This window comes from Paraburkholderia phenoliruptrix (assembly GCF_019511605.1).
Classification (GTDB): Bacteria; Pseudomonadota; Gammaproteobacteria; order Burkholderiales; family Burkholderiaceae; genus Paraburkholderia; species Paraburkholderia phenoliruptrix_A.
In genome coordinates this window covers 91,691-108,996 of the sequence record NZ_JAEUAV010000025.1, presented here as the reverse complement: position 1 = coordinate 108,996, position 17,306 = coordinate 91,691, and the positions used below count along the sequence as shown (strand labels likewise).

Below are 17,306 nucleotides of genomic sequence, written 5' to 3'. Positions count from 1 at the left end.
CTGGAAATGCGAGCTGGAGCGGATCAGGAAGCTTCAGTGGTGGGAATCGGTGAAGGGGAAGGTGGAGGGGTTTCCGTCTAGTCCGGTGGTGAATCATGTTCATCCGGTGGGTTTGGTGGGGAATTTCTCTACGTCCAGCTGCTGTGCAATTACAGTGGAATTTCTGGAAAAAGTACTTGGCAAGTCTGGGGACTGGTTCACAGGAAAGGGCGGCTCGGCGTCCTTTCAACTGCATTTTCCTCAGAAATATCCGAACATTTTCAAATACGATAAAGAGAGATTCGTTTCGCTACTGAATAGAAAATTGGAGGACTATGATATTGTCGATTGTTATCAGAAGGCACATTTCCTTTCCCAATGTTTCCACGAGTCTGCCCGGTTTGAAACGACCATAGAGTTTGCTTCCGGAGAGGGATACAATCCGGGAGTACATCCCGATGCCGCCAAGAACGGCAATACGACCATGGGTGATGGTCCCAAATACAAAGGAAAGGGACTCATTCAACTGACGTGGAAAAACACCTACAAAATGTACTCAGAGTACAGAGGGATTGATTTCGTTTCAAATCCCGACTTGGTCGCCTCGAATATGGAGAACGCGATTGATGCCTCTTGTTGGTTTTGGCGCCACAAAGGGGGGATCGAAAAAAAATATGATGCGAGAGGTGATATCAATGTCCTTATTGACCATGAGAAAAACAACGTCGCGATGATTACTCTTGCCGTCAATGGTGGACACAACGGATTAGCGGAGCGACAAGCGTTGTTTGATAAAATTAAGAAAGAATGGGGGCTTAAATGATTTTTTCAAATCTGGCCCATCTATTGGCTCGGGGACTTCTTTGTATGGCCGTAGCGGTGCCGCTCCCAGCATCCTCGGGTCAAGCAAAATACAACTTGCCTTCTATTTATGCTGTCGACAAAGTGCGGCTATGCAACGCAAAGTCGGTTTGCAAAAACATTACGCCGACTGCGGAGCTCAAGAAAGCGATCGATGAGGGGTATGAAAATTTGTCTTTAGTTGATATCTATAGGGATGGCGATGAGAAACTGGTAGCAACAAGCGCGGGTGGATGCTCAAAGTTCTTTTTATTCAACCGAGCGACACAGACCTTTTCGCCAATAAGCTTTGTTGGCAACGGTAGAGATATCTGCAACTACAAAGTCGAAGGACGCCGCTTAATCAGTTCGTACAAGCTCGACTCAAAGCAGTATGAAGATGTTTACCGCATCAAAGATGGTGCCTATCAGCTCATCGTCAGTGACGGGTGCGTTGGATGCGATCAGATCACGCGTTCCGTCTACCATGACGGAGAACTGTCCGCGAAGCTGTTGGTCACCAATGAGACAAAGTATGGCAAACGCCGGCCAATCATCTCGTCTGTGAGGGCTGAATGGGCTGCGCTGTACTCAGCGGCATCGGATACTTCAATGACCAAGCTATATCTTGTTGAAGGAGACAAAGTTCAACTGCTCGACTTTGACGATTCGAACGGTCTTTGGTATCTGGTCAGATACGTCTCAAAACAAAACAGGTCGATCACCAAGTGGGTAAGGTGCAAAGATTTAACGATATGTAATTAGCCACAACGTACCTTTGCAGAGTTTCGCGAAATATATTTATACTCTCTCGGTCGGGAGAAGGATCTTCGCACAAGCTGGCGAATGAAAGAATTATGAGGCGAAGAGACGATGATCAGAACACTTGCTTGTTCCATAAAGGCTATAGCTTGGTTGATGATGCTGCGATCGATGGTGGCGTATGCAGCAGCATCTGTCGAACCGCCCGGACCCAACGAGCTGCCCATTTGCTTTCTTTCGGTGCCCGACTGGGTTGGGGTAAGCCATATCGACGAAGTCCCTCATGAAATCATAATTGAGCTTATTACAAAGGAAGGGCGCGCTACCCGAATTGCCGCATTCGACCAAGACGGTCCGGCGCTTCCAGAACTAGTCAGCGTTTTTGCAGCTAAGGTTAGCCGCAGCAAGATATTGTTTGCAATAGTGAAATGGCGTTATTACCTACCGGGAGTCAACACGGAAGGTGACTACTATGAGGTGCACGCGTATAACGCGATAAAAAACCGGGCGAGAAATGTTGTTTTTTCTGAAAACATAAAACTTTCTAATTTATTTGGATCTGGATTCGATGGAAAGCAGGAAGGAAAGATTGTCAATTTCCCGTTCAAAACCGCCACTGCAATCAAGAAGACTCTGAACAAATGAACGGGGCAAGCCCGGAAATCGCCACGGTCCTGTACTGGAAAGGGCGCAAGATTATCGTGCTGGTAAAGTGGCCGACGAACTCGAGGGCCGCCGATTTTTCCGGTGATTATTACCGCGTAAATATCTATGAATACTCCCGCATGTCGAGCAGGCAAGGATCAAAAAAGACAAGGCGATGATGAGACATTTTTTGCCTGGCAAGGATGGCCTCGGTAAAAATGGCAGAGAGATACACTACCAATTCAAGGATGCCACCTCGATACTGAAGAAACTCCGGGCCATGTACCTGAATGATCAATGAATCCCTCAAGACAATCCGGCTGCGAGGTGGCAAGCCCCCACTTTTCCTCACTGGCGAACAGGCCAGCAGCGCAGTTGCACGATCAGAGAGTGAACGCCCCGGAAGGCTTTGAGATGGCAGCGTTCCCAAAGTCCTGGCAAAGCCCTAGTCTCCGCAGTGGTGACGGCAGGCATCTTTGTTTAATTACACCTTTCACCAACGCATCGCAGGAAATATCCGTCCTGACCGCGCGAAATTTCTGATTCTCCGCTCAAGAAAATCGAGACGTTATCCCAAAATCTCAGGGAAGGCATACGATGGTATGCTGAATGGTAGGCGTACTGAATATTAATTTAAGACTGTTGCTGCGATTCGAAAACGCCGCGCCGTTCTTGGGGAACAACGCCGAGAGAAATACTGCGGACCGTATTGCGCAACCCCGCAGTATTCCCGACAGCAAGTCCATCAAGAAAAGCACACAACACCGTCGCCAAAAATTTCCCCGATGTCCTGGCCTATTCCTGATTTCAAGAAGGTCGAGTATCCCGAGCCTATTTCCGTGCGTTTCTGGCTGCCGGCACTCGTCGCACTCGCATTGGCTGCGGTGGCTGCCGTATTGTTCTTCTGGCCACAAGGTAAGCCGACCAACACCTATCAGTTCTGGTGCACGCTGGTTGGCGCTCCGTTCATCACGTGCTTGCTGACGTTCGGCTACAGGGTGGACCGGTGGGAGAAGGACCAAACGAATGCAGAGGAAACCGAACGGAACCAAGTCCGGCTTAAAACCATGTGGCGCGGATGGACTCGCCGTCACTTGTGCGTCATCGAGGCGGCAGCCTTCCCTGCCGCTACATCTGAAATTGCCTGCTTCGCAGGAGCGAAAGACGATCTCCCCACCAACAACGGCCGAAGCGTAACTTTCGACTGGACCAAAGATCGTGGGACGGAATTCCGATGCGCTCGCTTGTTGCATCTCATAGCCCGGCGTTTTGCCGGCAAGCTTCGGCTCCATAAAGAAGTCTTCGTCACGCTGATGCTGGACGACGCATCGCTCGCACATGATCAAGATTGGACAGCACAGCTGCTGCGCATTTTTACGCGCTCGATCCCGCAAACGACCTTCCATGTCGACGTGCAGTCAGCAAAAAACGGTGTGGACTGGATCACCCGGCACGTGGACCTCGTCGATTCCGCTACTCGGCTTGTCATCGCCGCTCAACTGTGGGCAGACGATGAAGACAAGCAGCAGCACGAATTCAGCGAAGGCGCTGCGGCGTTCTTGACCTCGCCAGACGCGGCGCCAGCGGGCTTTATCTTCCGCCCTATGACCAGCCCGCGCGATACGCTGCAAATCGGTCTTTCGCAGATAAAGGACTATCAGATAACGGCGGAACGCTTGGAACTTGCGTGGTTTACCCGCTGCGAGGAGGCCGAGTCGACCGCCATCCGTTCAGCTCTCACACCGGGCGCGAACGACTCGGCAGATGAACGCCTGCTCGACAAGTCGCTGGGATTACCTGGGCCCGCGAGCGGCTGGATTGCACTCGCAATTGCAATGGAAGCAATGCGCGGAAGCGGCGCGCAACTTGTCGGCTGGCGGGAGCCAGCATCTGACTCACTGTACTTGTGCACTCTGTCATCCCTGCCTCAGAAGGAAACACCAGCTTGAATAACGAAAAGGTACGTATCCTGGGCGGGGGTATGGTGATTCTCGGGTTGGCCGTCGTCGTGGTGTTGCTGCTTGCCTTCACAATTGACGCAAAAGATCTGCTCGCCTGGTCAACCCGGAATCTAGCGCTGCTCGTTCCCCTTGCATTGGGAATCATCGGCGCACTCGGCTTTGCTCTTTATCGACGCAGACGGATGCGGAGCGGGATCCAGCAGACATCCAAAAAGGAGGGCAGCGAACCGCCGGAAAAGACCGATCCTGCCGCTGACGCCGCAAAGGGTCGCGCGGAGCAACTCGAAACGTGGGCGAGGCAACTGCGATCTCACCTGAATCAGAAGCGCTGGTATCGCTTCGCCCCCGCACAACCCTGGATACTAGTTGCCGGCGACGCAGCAACGGTCACGGCTCTGATGCCGGAACTGGCCGCAGACGGCTCGATAATGACAGACGACGCCGTTCTTATCTGGGGCGGTTTGGGGACCGACGGTCGTCTCGACGAAAACTGGCTGCGCCAGATCCGTCGGTTGCGCTGCATTCAGCCGCTGGAGGCGATTGCGCTCCTGCTCGACGGCAACACGGAGCTACCGAATTCCGCACGCAGCAAAAGCACTTGGGGACTTCACCTCGCGCATATCGTCGAGCTTCTGCGCTGGTCCCCGCCAGTGTATGTGGTGGACGTCGCGGGCACGGATTCCGTGCACCACATCGACTCGCCGGTAACGGGCTGCGAATTCACTCGCCCGCTCAATGCGTCTGCCATTGAGGCTGCGTTGCTTGACCTGCGCGACAGAATGGCCGACCGCAGCGTGCACCAGCTTGCCCTCAATGGCAACGACAGCTACACGTTCGGGCTATCGCGGCGACTCGACACCCGCGCGGCGCCGCTCGCACGCTGGATCACGAGCCTCGCTGACTGGCAGCGGCGAGCATTGCCGATCGGAGGCGTCTTCTTCGCTCCGCTGGCCCTCGCGGGCACCACCACATCGGACTTCGCGGAACGTTCCCGCTTGCCGTTGTGGCGCTATCTCGCGACCGCCGCACGCCACACGCCGGGACGACGGACGTTCTCCAATCCACTGACGATCGTCTCCACGATCGCGCTCGCCATCATCGGCCTGTGGAGCGCTGGCATGCTCGTCTCCGGCATGAACAACGCACATGAAGTGATGCTCACGAAAGAGTCCTTGCAGGCGCTAGACCGCGCGAGCGACACTGCCGGTCGTCTGCGCGCGCTGCACGGACTCCAGCAGCGCATCGCGGCGCATGAAGCGCGCGTTCGCGAGCACACGCCCTTGCTTACCCGTTTTGGTCTGAACCACGACCGGGCCATGCTCAATGCGCTTTGGACGCCGTACGCGCGTGCCGCAAAGCCGCTGCTGGTGGCGCCGGTCCAGCAGGACATCGAAGGTCAGCTGGTCGATCTCGGGCAGATGTCGACCGCGCAGGTCGGCGCGCAAATCAGCCAGGTAGCGCAGGATGGGCAGCAGGCACTCAAGACTTATCTCATGATGGCCGACCCGCAACGCGCTGACGCCGCAGTCATGACGCCGCAGCTTGCGCATCACTGGAATATCGACACGGGTCTGCCGCCAGGCGAGAAGCTCGACCTGTCCACGCAACTGTTGGGCTTCTGGGCGCAGCATCTGCCGACGCATCGCGACTGGCGCATCCAGCCGCGCGAGGATCTCGTGGGCAACGCGCGTCTGACGCTGCTCGCGATAATTGGCGTAAAGAATTCGCAAGACACGATCTACCAGGAAATTCTCGACTCGGTCGGCCACAAGTATCCGGACCAGACTCTCGCGTCGCTCACGGCCGGCACTGACACGCGCGGTCTTTTCTCGACGTCGGCAACAGTCTCCGGCGTCTTCACGCGTCAAGCCTGGGAGGGCTCAATCGAGGCAGCAATCGAGGCTGCCGCGAAGCACAACGGTGTGGAGGGCAACTGGGTACTCGGCAACAGCGGTGAATCACAGGCTGGCGGAGCGATGACGCCCGATGCCCTTCGCACCGCTCTGCGTGCTCACTACTTCGCCGACTACGCCGAGCACTGGCAGGACTTCATGAACAGCATACGGTGCGAAGCTGCGCCTACGCTTCCGGCTGCGGTGGGGCAACTCAAGGTGATCGCGGATGCCCGGCAGTCGCCGCTTATTGCCCTAATGAAAACGCTTGCCTGGCAAGGCGCGACTGGCACGCAGCAGGCCTCGCTTTCGGATGCACTGGTCACGAAAGCACAGAACCTCTTTGGCAAGAAAGACGACGCGCCGCAGGCTGCGCAGGCCGCCCCGGCTGGACCGCTTGACGCATCGTTCGGACCGGTGATGAAGCTGGTCGGCGTGGCGGGAAACGGGGCCGCTGCAGCTGCCGCCGGCGGCGACCTGAGCATGGAACGTTTCACTGAGCGGGTAACCACGCTGCGACTGAAGCTGCAGCAGATTAGCGACAGCGCCGACCCCGACGAACTGGCGCGCCAGGTGGCGCAGGGGCTCTTCCAGGGCAAGGGCTCGGAGCTTTCGGATACGCTGTCTTACGCCCAACTGGTCGCGGCAAGTTTGGGTGAACAATGGGCCGGCATGGGTAGTGCGCTTTTCGTTCAGCCGATCGAACAGGCTACTCAGACCGTACTACGGCCGGCGCAGGCAAGCCTGAACGATGCATGGCGGCAGACCATCGTTGCTGCATGGAACCGATCGTTTGCCGGGCGCTATCCGTTCGCGAGCACGACCAACGATGCGTCGCTGCCCGAGTTCGCGCGCTTCGTGCGTCCTCAGGGCGGCCTTATCAACACTTTCCTGGCTACCCAACTGGCAGGCGCGTTGCAACTGCGGGGCGATCAATGGGTCGCAGCGTCAGTCGGAACGGGCGCGAGCAGTACTACGCGGGCCTTTGATCCCGCGTTCCTGAAGGCTATCAATACATTGCAGCAGATTGCCGGCCACCTGCTCGCACAGGGCGAGCCGCAGTACATGTTTGCGCTCGAGCCCGTGCCCACACCCGGTATCACGGATACGCTGCTTACGGTCGACTCCCAACCGCTTCACTACTACAACCAGGCGCAGACGTGGCAGACGATGACATGGCCATCGCGCGATCCGCAAAGCGCCGGCACACGGATCGAATGGCAGACGGAAACGGCGGGCACCAACCGCACATTCGAATACGGCGGGCGCTGGGCCCTCCTGCGCATGCTCGAGCACGCGAGTGTCGAACCCGTTGATAGCGCCACTTATCAACTGACGTGGCAGGCCCGACCTGAGAATCCGGAGGTGAAGGCCATCCTCAAGAAGGTGGAGGACGGTGCGGACCCTGCGGCACTGACTGCGCAAGAGCCACGCGCGCTCGCGCCCTTGAGTATGACTCGCCCATTGCGCTATCTGCTGCGTACCGACGTCGGCAAGGGTCCGTTGGAGTTGCTTGCGCTTAGGGGCTTTGCGTTGCCCACTCGTATCTTCATGGAGCCCACGGCGCCTGGCGCGAAAGCGCCGAAATCGAGCGGACCTCCGCCGTTGCCCAAGGCAGCTCTCGCAGCCGCAAGACACGCGTCCGTGCCCATCCCGCAGGGACAGGTGCCGGAATGATCCATCCATGTGACACGCGATGCGATTGTCCCAAAGCCTGATGCATAGCCAGACAAAGAGTCAGTACCATGACAGACCCTACCCGAGATAACGAGATCCTGCGCTATTACGAGGCAGAAATGCGCTACCTGCGCGAAGCGGGTAGGGAGTTCGCGCAGGCGTTTCCTGATCGCGCACGCGAGCTGGACCTTGACCGCGTAGGCGAGCGTGATCCGCATATCGAGCGGCTCTTCGAGGGCTTTGCGTTTCTGATGGGACGCCTGCGCCACAAGCTTGACGACGAACTGCCTGAACTGACCGAGGGACTGGTCAGCATGCTGTGGCCGCACTACCTGCGTATGATTCCGTCGCTGGCCATTCTGGAGCTGATGCCGGAAAAAGGCGCACTGCAAAAGCACGAAACTCTCGAACCTGGTTTGGAGGCCACCTCCGACCCGGTGGGCGACGGCAATGTCGCGACCGAGTGTGTCTACCGCACTACTCAACCGGTCGACTTATACCCGCTGGCCTTGAGCGAAGCTGGCGTGTATGCGCGCGAAGACGGACGCTCGGTTATTCGCCTGCGCCTCGATATCCAGACGCAAACCGAACGCGGGCGCCTTCAGGTGCCGCGCCTGCGCCTGTACCTGAACGCGGACCGCCCTGTCGCGCTCGCCCTTTATGCCGCACTCACGGCAAAGCCGTTGGCGATGCAGGTGCGCGTGCCGGGCTGGCCCGAAGACCGGCCAGGTGCGCCCGTGGCGCTGCCGGGTTTGCGTCTGGCTCCCGCGGGGTTCGCTGCAGAAGAACGTCTCTGGCCGAAGGCAGACAATGCGTTTGGTGGCTACCAGCTTCTGCTGGAGTACTTTACGTTCCCGGAAAAGTTCATGTTCGTCGACCTGTTCGGGCTCGACCTGCAAGCGATTCCTGCGTCGGCCACGTCGGTAGAAGTGGAGGTGGTGCTCGAGCGCCCCTATCCGGACGAGATGCGCTTCACCGCGGACAACGTCCGCCTATATTGCACGCCGGTCATCAACCTTTTCGCAGTAGGCGCAGATCCGCTGACGGTCACGCAACACGAGACCGAATACCGGGTACGGGCGCGGACCGAGCATGGTTCGCTCATCGACATCTATTCGGTAGACGGCGTCGAGTATTTCGAGCGCGGCCGGCGCTTCGAGTATGTACCTTTTGCCGCGTTCAAACATCGCGGCGGCATGCTGCGCCATGACATGCCTGAGCGCTACTACCATACCCGCATGCGGCGCGGACCGTCCGGTCGTTTCGATACGTGGATCGTACTCGGCGGCCATGCCTGGGATCAGGAGGACACACTGCCCACCGAAACGCTCACGCTATCGGTGACCGGCACTAACGGTATGCTGCCGCGCAAAGCGCTGCGCGAAGCGGGCATTACTCGCATGCGTGGCGGCTTCACCAACATCGGCGCGGTACGCAACCTCACGGCGCCCACGGTCCCCGTCTATCCGCCCACCGGCGACCGATACCACTGGCGCGTCCTATCGCATCTTGCGCCGAACTACCTGTCGCTACTCGACGCCGAAATCCTGCGCGGCTCTCTCGCGCTCTATGACTGGACGGAGGGCGAGCTCAACAGTAGGAGAATCAACGCTATCAGCGACGTTCGGCACCGGCCGCTCAGCAAACTGGTGAAGGGCGGACTCATGCGCGGCGTGGAAATCACTGTCACGCTGGATTCGGGGCGCTTCGCCGGCGACGGAGACCTCGAGCTCTTTGGCAGCATGCTTAACCGCTTCATTGCACTTTATGCGACGTTGAACCTCTATACGAAGCTCGTTATCGTGGCGCGGCCAACTGGACGCCGTATCGAATGGCCCGAAACGAAGGGCGAAGGGGCGCCGTTTTGAACGCACGCGCGACGCCTGCGGATGCTCCGGCGAACGCCGCGCCGCTGCTACCCGCGCTGTTCGCTGAAGCGACGCGGATGAACTTCATTCGCTTCTGCGAGCTGCTCGAATTGGCCGCTCCCAACCGGCCTTCGCTGGGAACGACGGATTCTCCGGCTGCGGATCCGGTGCGGTTCCGCTCTCGTGCGCGGCTGGGCTTTCCTGGCCGTGAGATTGATGCGGTCAGATACGAGATCGACAATCCCGCCGGCCCGCCCTCGGTGGTAACGACGTTCCTCGGGCTCTACGGCGTCGATGCACGTATGCCCGCCTATTTCATCGACGAAGTAGCGCAGCATCGCGATGGGGCGGAGCCGTTGTCGGCGTTTCTCGACATCTTCCACCACCGCATCGTCACGCAGTTCTACCGCGTCGCGCGCAAGTACCGGTACCCCGTCGGCTTCAGGAAAGACGGCACGGATCCCGTGTCGCGCTATTTGCTCAGCTTCGCCGGGTTCGGGTTCAGCGCGCCGAGCCGCGGAGCCGTCCCTGTCCGCGACCTGCCTGCGGGTGCAGCACCGGGTGAAGAGCCGAACTCGGGGGGCGCGCGTCGCAGGCTCGCGAGCCTGGCAGATAAGCGCCGACTGCTGTCGATGCTCGGACTCGCCATGCAGAAAACGCGCACGGCCGAAGGACTCGCGGGCGTACTGCGGCATGCGGTACCGGACGCCACCATCACGGTTGAGGAATTTCACCCGGCCTGGCGAGAGGTCACTGACTTTGAACCTTCGGCGCTGGGTGAGCAGTGTCTGCTCGGTCGCGGCTTCTACGATCGCGCCAACGTAGTTCGGGTCGTGATCACGCCGGCTTCGCGCGAAACGGTACTGTCGCTTGTTCCCGGGCAACCGGACCATCGCGAGATCATGACGTTGCTGCGCTTTTATCTCGGCTATGAGAGCGAGGCAGACCTTGAGATGCACGTGCGCGCGGATCTAATGCCGAGGCCAACGCTTGATCCACGTCAGACAAGCCTGGGTTTTACCGCACAGCTGGAAGCGCCGCTAGCGGACGCGCGAAATGGCGCGACTCGAATGACCCGCGTCCAGTTGGGCCGCTGGAACGGAGCAGAAGAAGCGCACGCATGAAATGCCGCACACTGCCGCCTCCCGCACCGCCAGCAGATTCATCCACAGCGTCAAGCACTTGCATTGACTATGCGCATGTTGTCCACAGGCCTTTCAACAAAATATGTGGACAACCGCGCATCCTCCCATCACAGCGGACTGAAAGTTGCATTTGAACGGGTGCGTGAATCAATCAAACTTCCGCCACCCCTGCACTGCCCATACATCGACCGCGCGCCAATTGGTCCTTTGCGTCAACCAGTTAGGTTGGCTATGCGAACGTTGTCCACAGATTTGCGAACAGTTTGTGTGGATAGCTTCTGCCATGCCTAACATGGGACACGCGAGGCGTTTTGCGGGGAATATAGTCGGGCAAATGCTCTTCATGGTATCGGCGAAGGGTCGCTCCATAAACCCGGCGCTGCGAATCACGGCCATCATTCTGAATGATGGCTGCGGCCTGTCCGGCTGTGTGCATGCCGGGCGAAGGAATCAGAGTTGACTTGCGCGCCGCTACCAGTTCGAAAGGGGGCGCGTGAAACGCCGCCCGGAGTGTGACCGCGCCGGACGCCCGCCGCCGTCCGGCATGAGTGCAATGAAGCGGCCGCCGGCGGGTTTTTCGCGCGCCCGCTGCGCTTCGACGGTGGCAGAGCCGGCAAGCGCCAACTCCCTGCGGGAAGATACCTGGTCGAGCCCATTCTTATCCTTTAAAAACTGGCCACATCGGTTTCTGTAAAGCTGTGTCAAGAATCGTCCGTCTCAATTTAATTAAGTTGACCTGATTAGTATTGAGTGGTCAATTAGCAATTCCGCAGCGGAATGTGTGTCGCTGGTCTTTTTCAGGGGACGGGGAGTGGCAGAGTCTGATCCGTTAATCCAGAGCATGACGGGACAGCAGGCATATTTTCTGGATGTGCCGGGCACCGGCAGCGCCGCCGCGCTCTCGGTCGTGTCTTTCGAGGCAACCGAAAAAATGGGCGAGCCGAATGAAGTGCGCATCGTGCTCACCCATGCGCAGCAGCTCCCGCGCGCGGACTACCTGAGCCGCGATGCGGTGTTCACGATCAGGCCTCACAGCGGCACGGTGCGCAAGTTCTCGGGGTATATCGAACGCTTCTCGACGGTGCAGACCACGAAGGATTTCACCAGGTACGAGCTCGTGCTGAAGTCGCATTTCGGGCGACTCCAGGCTGTCACGAACACGCAGACCTTCCAGCACCTGAGCACACCGCAGATCATCCGCGAGATTCTGCGTAGCCACGGCATGCGCGACCATCAGATGTCGTTCCGCTTGCGCAGCGGGTATCCGGCGCACCGGTGGCGTTTCCAGTACCAGATGACCGACTTCTCCTATGTGCACATGCTCATGCAGAAGGCCGGTATCTACTGCTTCATGGTCGAGACGGAGTACGGCGACCAGATCGTGTTTGCCGACGACATCGACCACTACGTCTACGATCCGCAACTGATCGCCCCATACCGGGAGACGGCGGGGCTCGAGGCAGGCGGCGTCGAGGCCGTGACTGCGCTGAAGACGCACACGCAGACGGTGCCGCAGTCGTTTGCGGTCGCGGACTATAACCCCGAGGCCGCATGGGAGCGGATGAGGGACGAGGCCAACGTCGCGCCGCGGGACGAAACCACCTACGGCCAGCCCTACATCTATGGCACCCATCATCTCGACCGGGCGGGGGCGAAGTGGCAGGCGCAGCTGCGCCACGAAGCGGCCATCGCGCGGCAGGTGGTGTACGAGGGCGAGAGCAATGTGCTCGCGTTGCAGTGCGCGCGCGTGCTGGAAACGGATCTGGTTCTTCCCGATGCGCCCAAAGGACACGTCATCACCGAAGTCACGCACAGCGGTGCGCGCGACAGGTCCTACACGAACCGCTACCGGGCCATCCCTGCGGGGCGGCGCTTCCGTTTGCAGTTCGAGCCGGCGAAATGGGCGCGCATCTCGGGCACGCTCAGCGCCCGCGTATGCAGCCCGGACAAGTACACGTATGGCTTCCTGAATGTCGCGGGCTACTACGTGGTCCGGCTGGATGCCGACTTCGGAAGTTCGCCCAAGGGCGGCGAGAGCGTGCCGCTGCGTCTGGCAAAGCCCTTCGCGGGCAAGCTGCAGACCGGCATGCACTTCGTCGCACTGGACGGCGACGAAGCGGTCATCTCGTTCCGGGATGGGGATCCCGACAAGCCTGAAATCACTGCGTTCCACCATCACAGCCAGGCGCGCGATCTGGTCACCAGCGACCGCCGCTGGCTGTCGCGCAACGTCATCCGTACCCAGAGCAACAACAAGCTGCGCATGGAGGACTGGGCGGGCCAGGAAGGCATCAAGCTCAGCACCGAGCACTCAGGCAAGAGCCAGCTGAACCTCGGTTATCTCGTCAACAGCAGGCTCGAATACCGGGGGGAGGGCTTCGAGCTGCGGACCGACAAAGGCGGGGCGGTTCGTGCCGGCGGTGGCCTGTTCCTGTCGAGCGACATTCAGGAGAGCGCCTCAGGCAAACAGCTTGACATGGATGCGGCCCTGAACCAGTTGCGGATCACGGCGGCACAGGCGGACGGCCTGGCGCAGGCCGCTGCCGTTGCGAAGGCTGAAATTGCCGACCTGAAGGCAGAAAACGAGTGGCTCAAAAACAGCGTGGCGGGGCTTCGTGAAGCGGTCATGCTGCTTTCGTCTCCAAAGGGAATCGCGCTTGCGACGCCGGATCGCGTGTCCATTGCGGCGGGTAAGGACGTCAACACAGCGACGAGCGGCGGCTTTAACGTTAGCGCGCTGAAAAACATGGTGGTGTCGGCGGCGGGTGCGATATCGCTGTTTGCTCAGCGCCTGGGTATCCGCATGATCGCCGCGCGGGGAAAGGTGCTGATCCAGGCGCAATCGGACGGACTGGACTGCGTCGCGCAGCAGAACATCGAGTTGTGCAGCGCAGGCGGAACGCTCACGGCCCATGCTGCCAATGGCGTCGTGCTCCAGGGCGGTGGCACCGCATATATCAAGATTCATGGCGATAGCGTCGAGATTGGCGGCGCGGGCAGTCTCATCCTCAAGGTGCCGGATATCGACAAGCAGGGGCCGGGGTCGCTTTCGCTGCCGATGCCGAAGTTTGGGCAGAGGAACATTCTGAACAACGAGAAGTTTGTCCTTTGTGACGAGCTAACGGGGCGCCCGCTCGCAAACCGCAACTATCGTATCCAGTTGGCGAACGGAAAAATCGCCGAGGGCAAGACGAACTCGAATGGTGAGACTTCGCTTTCGACCGACGAGGTGGCGCAGGGTCTGAAACTGATGCTTTCGAAGAAAAGGGACGTCTGACGATGAGCGACATGACGGAGAACCAGCCGGATAAAACGGCTACGCCAGACAGCGGTCGGCAACACTATCAGATGAACGTTGCTACCAACGTAGTGCCGATGCAGCGGGACCATCTCGGTCAGCCGTTCTGGGAGTCTTACATGACGCCCGATAGTTACCAGGTCTATGCCAAGGCGCTCGTTCCTCCGCATCTGCCGGGGGTGATCATCTTTGTTCACGGCGTGAATTCAGAGGGGGAGTGGTATGACGCGGCAGAGGCGAATATCTGCACAGGGTTGAATAGCCGGTTAGGCCGAGCGGACCTCGCCCCAAATATTTATGCAGATGACAACAGGAGGAATCTACATCGCACAATCAGTGTAAAAAGGTCTCCCGTCATCCGCTTCTACTGGGGTTATCGCTCCAAGGACGGCGACGAGCGGAAATGGAAGGTCCCGCTTAGGAACATCAAAGGTGATAACCAGTGGACGGATACAGGTTCCAGGCAGAAAGGACCTTGGTATTGGGGCGGCGGCCCTTTCCAGAATGGCACTAACAACCTTCAACAGCTATGGAGCAACAAGGGTTTTAACAGGTACCTGCTCGGCGTATTCAATATGCAGTGGTTCAATACCGAATGGGACCGTGAACTGCACAACGCTCCCGGTCGGCAGTATTACGCGCATGCAGCGCAGCGTCTCGCCGACCTGATCGACCGGATCAGGAGCACCTATCCAAAGGATACGGTGACTGTCATGTCCCACAGTCAGGGGACCATGGTCGCTATGGCGGCGACGTTGATGTGCAAGACCCGTGCGCCAGACTCGCTGGTGGTCATGAACTCTCCGTTCGCCCTTGAGGACAAGACTACGGATGCACTTACGTGCTTTAACCAGCGTCCGACCACGCAGGCGCGGGTGAACACCTTCAAGGCCATTGCGAAGCGTATCCGCGATGATAAGAGAGTTCTCACCGCGAACGACCTGGAGCAACTGCATGTTGGGGCGACACAGGAAAACGAACTATGGACTCCGGATGCCGCTTCCAATGGGATTAGGGAGCGCGACAACCATGGCCGCTTCTATGTCTACTTCAACCCCCATGACCGCGTGATGGGAGCCTCGCCGCTGCAAAGCATCGGCTGGCAGGGTGTGTCCAATGAGTTGATCGGCGAACTGGGAGAGACGGTCAAGCAGCGCATGCTTGCGCGTGGAACGCCCTGCGGCGACGCACCGGGGATGAAGAACTTCGGCTCGTTGCCGCGCATTCCCAATCCGGAACCGGGCGCGAAGCCGGACGATTTCTGGAACGGCAACCGGCGTGCGGCCGGTATGCAGTTATGGGCAGTGCCGAGCCGGAACCAGCAGGTGAACATCAATGCAGAACAGGTGCCGCTGCCGATCACAGCGGAGGAAATGTCGCGGCGGGCCTTGCGAGAAGTCACCTTGATGAAGGACGGCAAGGTTGTCAAGGAGCCGGGAGTTCCACGGTACTTTGACGAGGCTCGCTCGGATCAGGACGCACTCGGAGCGCGTGATGAGGCGGGCAATTACCTGGACCCTGGTGTGCCTTACCTCGAATCGATCCACGACCGGGAAAAGGAAGTGATTACCCAAGACCCTTATTCTTCAAGAGGGTGGAACAGCCGTCTCGAAACCAGGGGAGAGATGCTGAACCGGATTGAGGACTATCAGCCCATGCCGACCAATCACAGCACGCTTCCGCAGTTTGAGCCGTTCATGACCCGAGTAGCTGCTTGGGACTTGCCAATCGGGTTTTGTGACTCGTACGAAAACCCGGACTTCTGGTCGCGATTGATGCGGGACGCGGACTGGCTGAACTTTACAGACCCGTACTTTGCGGACGGAACATTGGATGTTCCACCCGTCCCTGACGGAATCGACAAGGAAACGGTCGCTGATGCCGTCTCGGAGGCTCAACAGGCGCAATTGAAAATGAGGAGGGCATATGAGGGTAACTGACCTTCGCATCGCTGCAGGTTTGGCGCTCGTGCTTTCTCTAGGTGCCTGCCAGCAGCAATGGGTCTATGAAGCAGAGCGCAACCAGCGTGCCCTCGCTTCAGGGCAGTATGAAGAAGTCCAGTACAACGTGCCGCCCAAGGTCGTCTACCGCATTGACGAGCACCGGTTCGTCACGCTCGAGAACTACAACGGCTGCCTCGGTGATGGCTGGTATAACGACACGCGAACCGGGGTGCGCACGAAGATTGGCTTGCTGTGGCCGACTGGTTATCGTGGGCGGCTCATCATTGATGATCCGACTGGAGTGAATGTGGCTATTCCGCGCGTTTCAAGAAATGTCTGCGGCGATAGGGGATGTATCGACTACGTTGCTTATTCGACCGATGGTGGGCGTTCGTTCAATTGGGTGCGGTATGACAATTATTACGTCAGTTTTGATCCCGTGAAGGATTCAAAGAAGTACGTGATTTCGGTCACCAAGGATGCGATGTACATCACGATGTTCACCTACAAGTACATGCCGATTTCGCCTTCGGGAGAGCGCCCGGATCCAAGCTATGACCTTCAGGAAGACTCTTCGATTACAGACCAGTATCCAATGGCACCGGGATACGTCTACGGGAAGAACGCAACATTGCCTGAAGGCATAACCATTAGATCCAACGTTCGGTTGCCATCAGGTCTTCACACGCCCTCTGGTGCGGACCACTTTACCTGCGACGAACTCGTCAATGATTCAACGGCGGAACAAAAATGAGCAAGCCGCTATGCAAAGGCGACAGGGCGAGCCACGCGGGCGTCGCGAAGACTGTACCCGTCAGGTTCATGCTGGATGGGCGCGGGGTCGCGCTAGTCGAGGACATCGTCCGGCGTCCCCAGTAAGGCGACGGTTACGGGGGAGGCTCTGCGGTGAGTGGTCGATGGTTGCCACACGCAATGCGGCAGCCGAGTGATTGCCGGAACGGACGGGATGAGAATCCGCTGACTCCAGAAAGGTGAGGCGCATTCAGTGAGAGAACGAAAACCTGGTTCGTTAAATCATCACACTGGCGTTGTCTGCTGCCGCTGCCGGTGTGCAGCAAACCGACGAATCTCGACGCACCTTTGGCAAGAGAACATCAATGACAACGCCGCTATGTGTAGGAAGCCGAGCCAGCTACGACGGAATAGTCAGGACGGGGATCCTGCGGGTCTGCGAGATGCGTTTGGTCGGTAATGGTGAACATTTAAACCTTCAAGAGCCGTCCTTTCCGGATAGTGAGTCAGAAAGATACGGTTTCCGATGCAGTATCAGAGGCT

10 protein-coding genes are annotated in these 17,306 nt (G+C 58.5%); all 10 read left to right on the top strand.

The window, feature by feature from the left end; all coding sequences use genetic code 11:
* Positions 1–802, top strand: an 802-nt coding sequence (locus tag JNB89_RS25150; protein WP_276572779.1) for a glycoside hydrolase family 19 protein, incomplete at its 5' end; no start/stop codon positions are given.
* Entirely contained in the window at positions 799–1,584 is a 786-nt protein-coding gene (locus JNB89_RS25145) for a hypothetical protein (protein WP_220364000.1), read from the top strand. The genes JNB89_RS25150 and JNB89_RS25145, both read left to right, overlap by 4 nt.
* Before the next feature lie 108 nt (positions 1,585–1,692).
* Complete coding sequence (locus tag JNB89_RS25140; protein WP_220363999.1) at positions 1,693–2,226, top strand: hypothetical protein; 534 nt, start codon at positions 1,693–1,695, stop codon at positions 2,224–2,226.
* Between the two features lie 785 nt (positions 2,227–3,011).
* Positions 3,012–4,175, top strand: coding sequence for a hypothetical protein (locus JNB89_RS25135; RefSeq protein WP_220363998.1), 1,164 nt, complete (start codon positions 3,012–3,014; stop codon positions 4,173–4,175).
* The gene (locus tag JNB89_RS25130) at positions 4,172–7,756 is read left to right on the top strand and encodes an ImcF-related family protein (protein ID WP_346656225.1); all 3,585 of its coding nucleotides are present in this window, start codon (positions 4,172–4,174) and stop codon (positions 7,754–7,756) included. Before JNB89_RS25135 ends, JNB89_RS25130 begins: the two co-directional genes overlap by 4 nt.
* Positions 7,757–7,824: 68 nt before the next feature.
* Complete coding sequence (tssF, locus tag JNB89_RS25125) at positions 7,825–9,624, top strand: type VI secretion system baseplate subunit TssF (RefSeq protein WP_220363997.1); 1,800 nt, start codon at positions 7,825–7,827, stop codon at positions 9,622–9,624.
* 77 nt (positions 9,625–9,701) lie between these two features.
* Positions 9,702–10,748: a type VI secretion system baseplate subunit TssG gene (gene tssG / locus JNB89_RS25120; RefSeq protein ID WP_223216855.1), complete on the top strand. Its 1,047-nt coding sequence runs from the start codon at positions 9,702–9,704 to the stop codon at positions 10,746–10,748.
* Between the two features lie 862 nt (positions 10,749–11,610).
* Positions 11,611–14,046, top strand: coding sequence for a type VI secretion system Vgr family protein (locus JNB89_RS25115; protein ID WP_220364003.1), 2,436 nt, complete (start codon positions 11,611–11,613; stop codon positions 14,044–14,046).
* 2 nt (positions 14,047–14,048) lie between these two features.
* The gene (locus tag JNB89_RS25110; RefSeq protein WP_220363995.1) at positions 14,049–16,007 is read left to right on the top strand and encodes a T6SS effector phospholipase Tle3 domain-containing protein; all 1,959 of its coding nucleotides are present in this window, start codon (positions 14,049–14,051) and stop codon (positions 16,005–16,007) included.
* Positions 15,994–16,764, top strand: coding sequence for a T6SS immunity protein Tli3 family protein (locus tag JNB89_RS25105; RefSeq protein ID WP_220363994.1), 771 nt, complete (start codon positions 15,994–15,996; stop codon positions 16,762–16,764). Before JNB89_RS25110 ends, JNB89_RS25105 begins: the two co-directional genes overlap by 14 nt.
* The last annotated feature ends 542 nt before the right edge of the window (positions 16,765–17,306 follow it).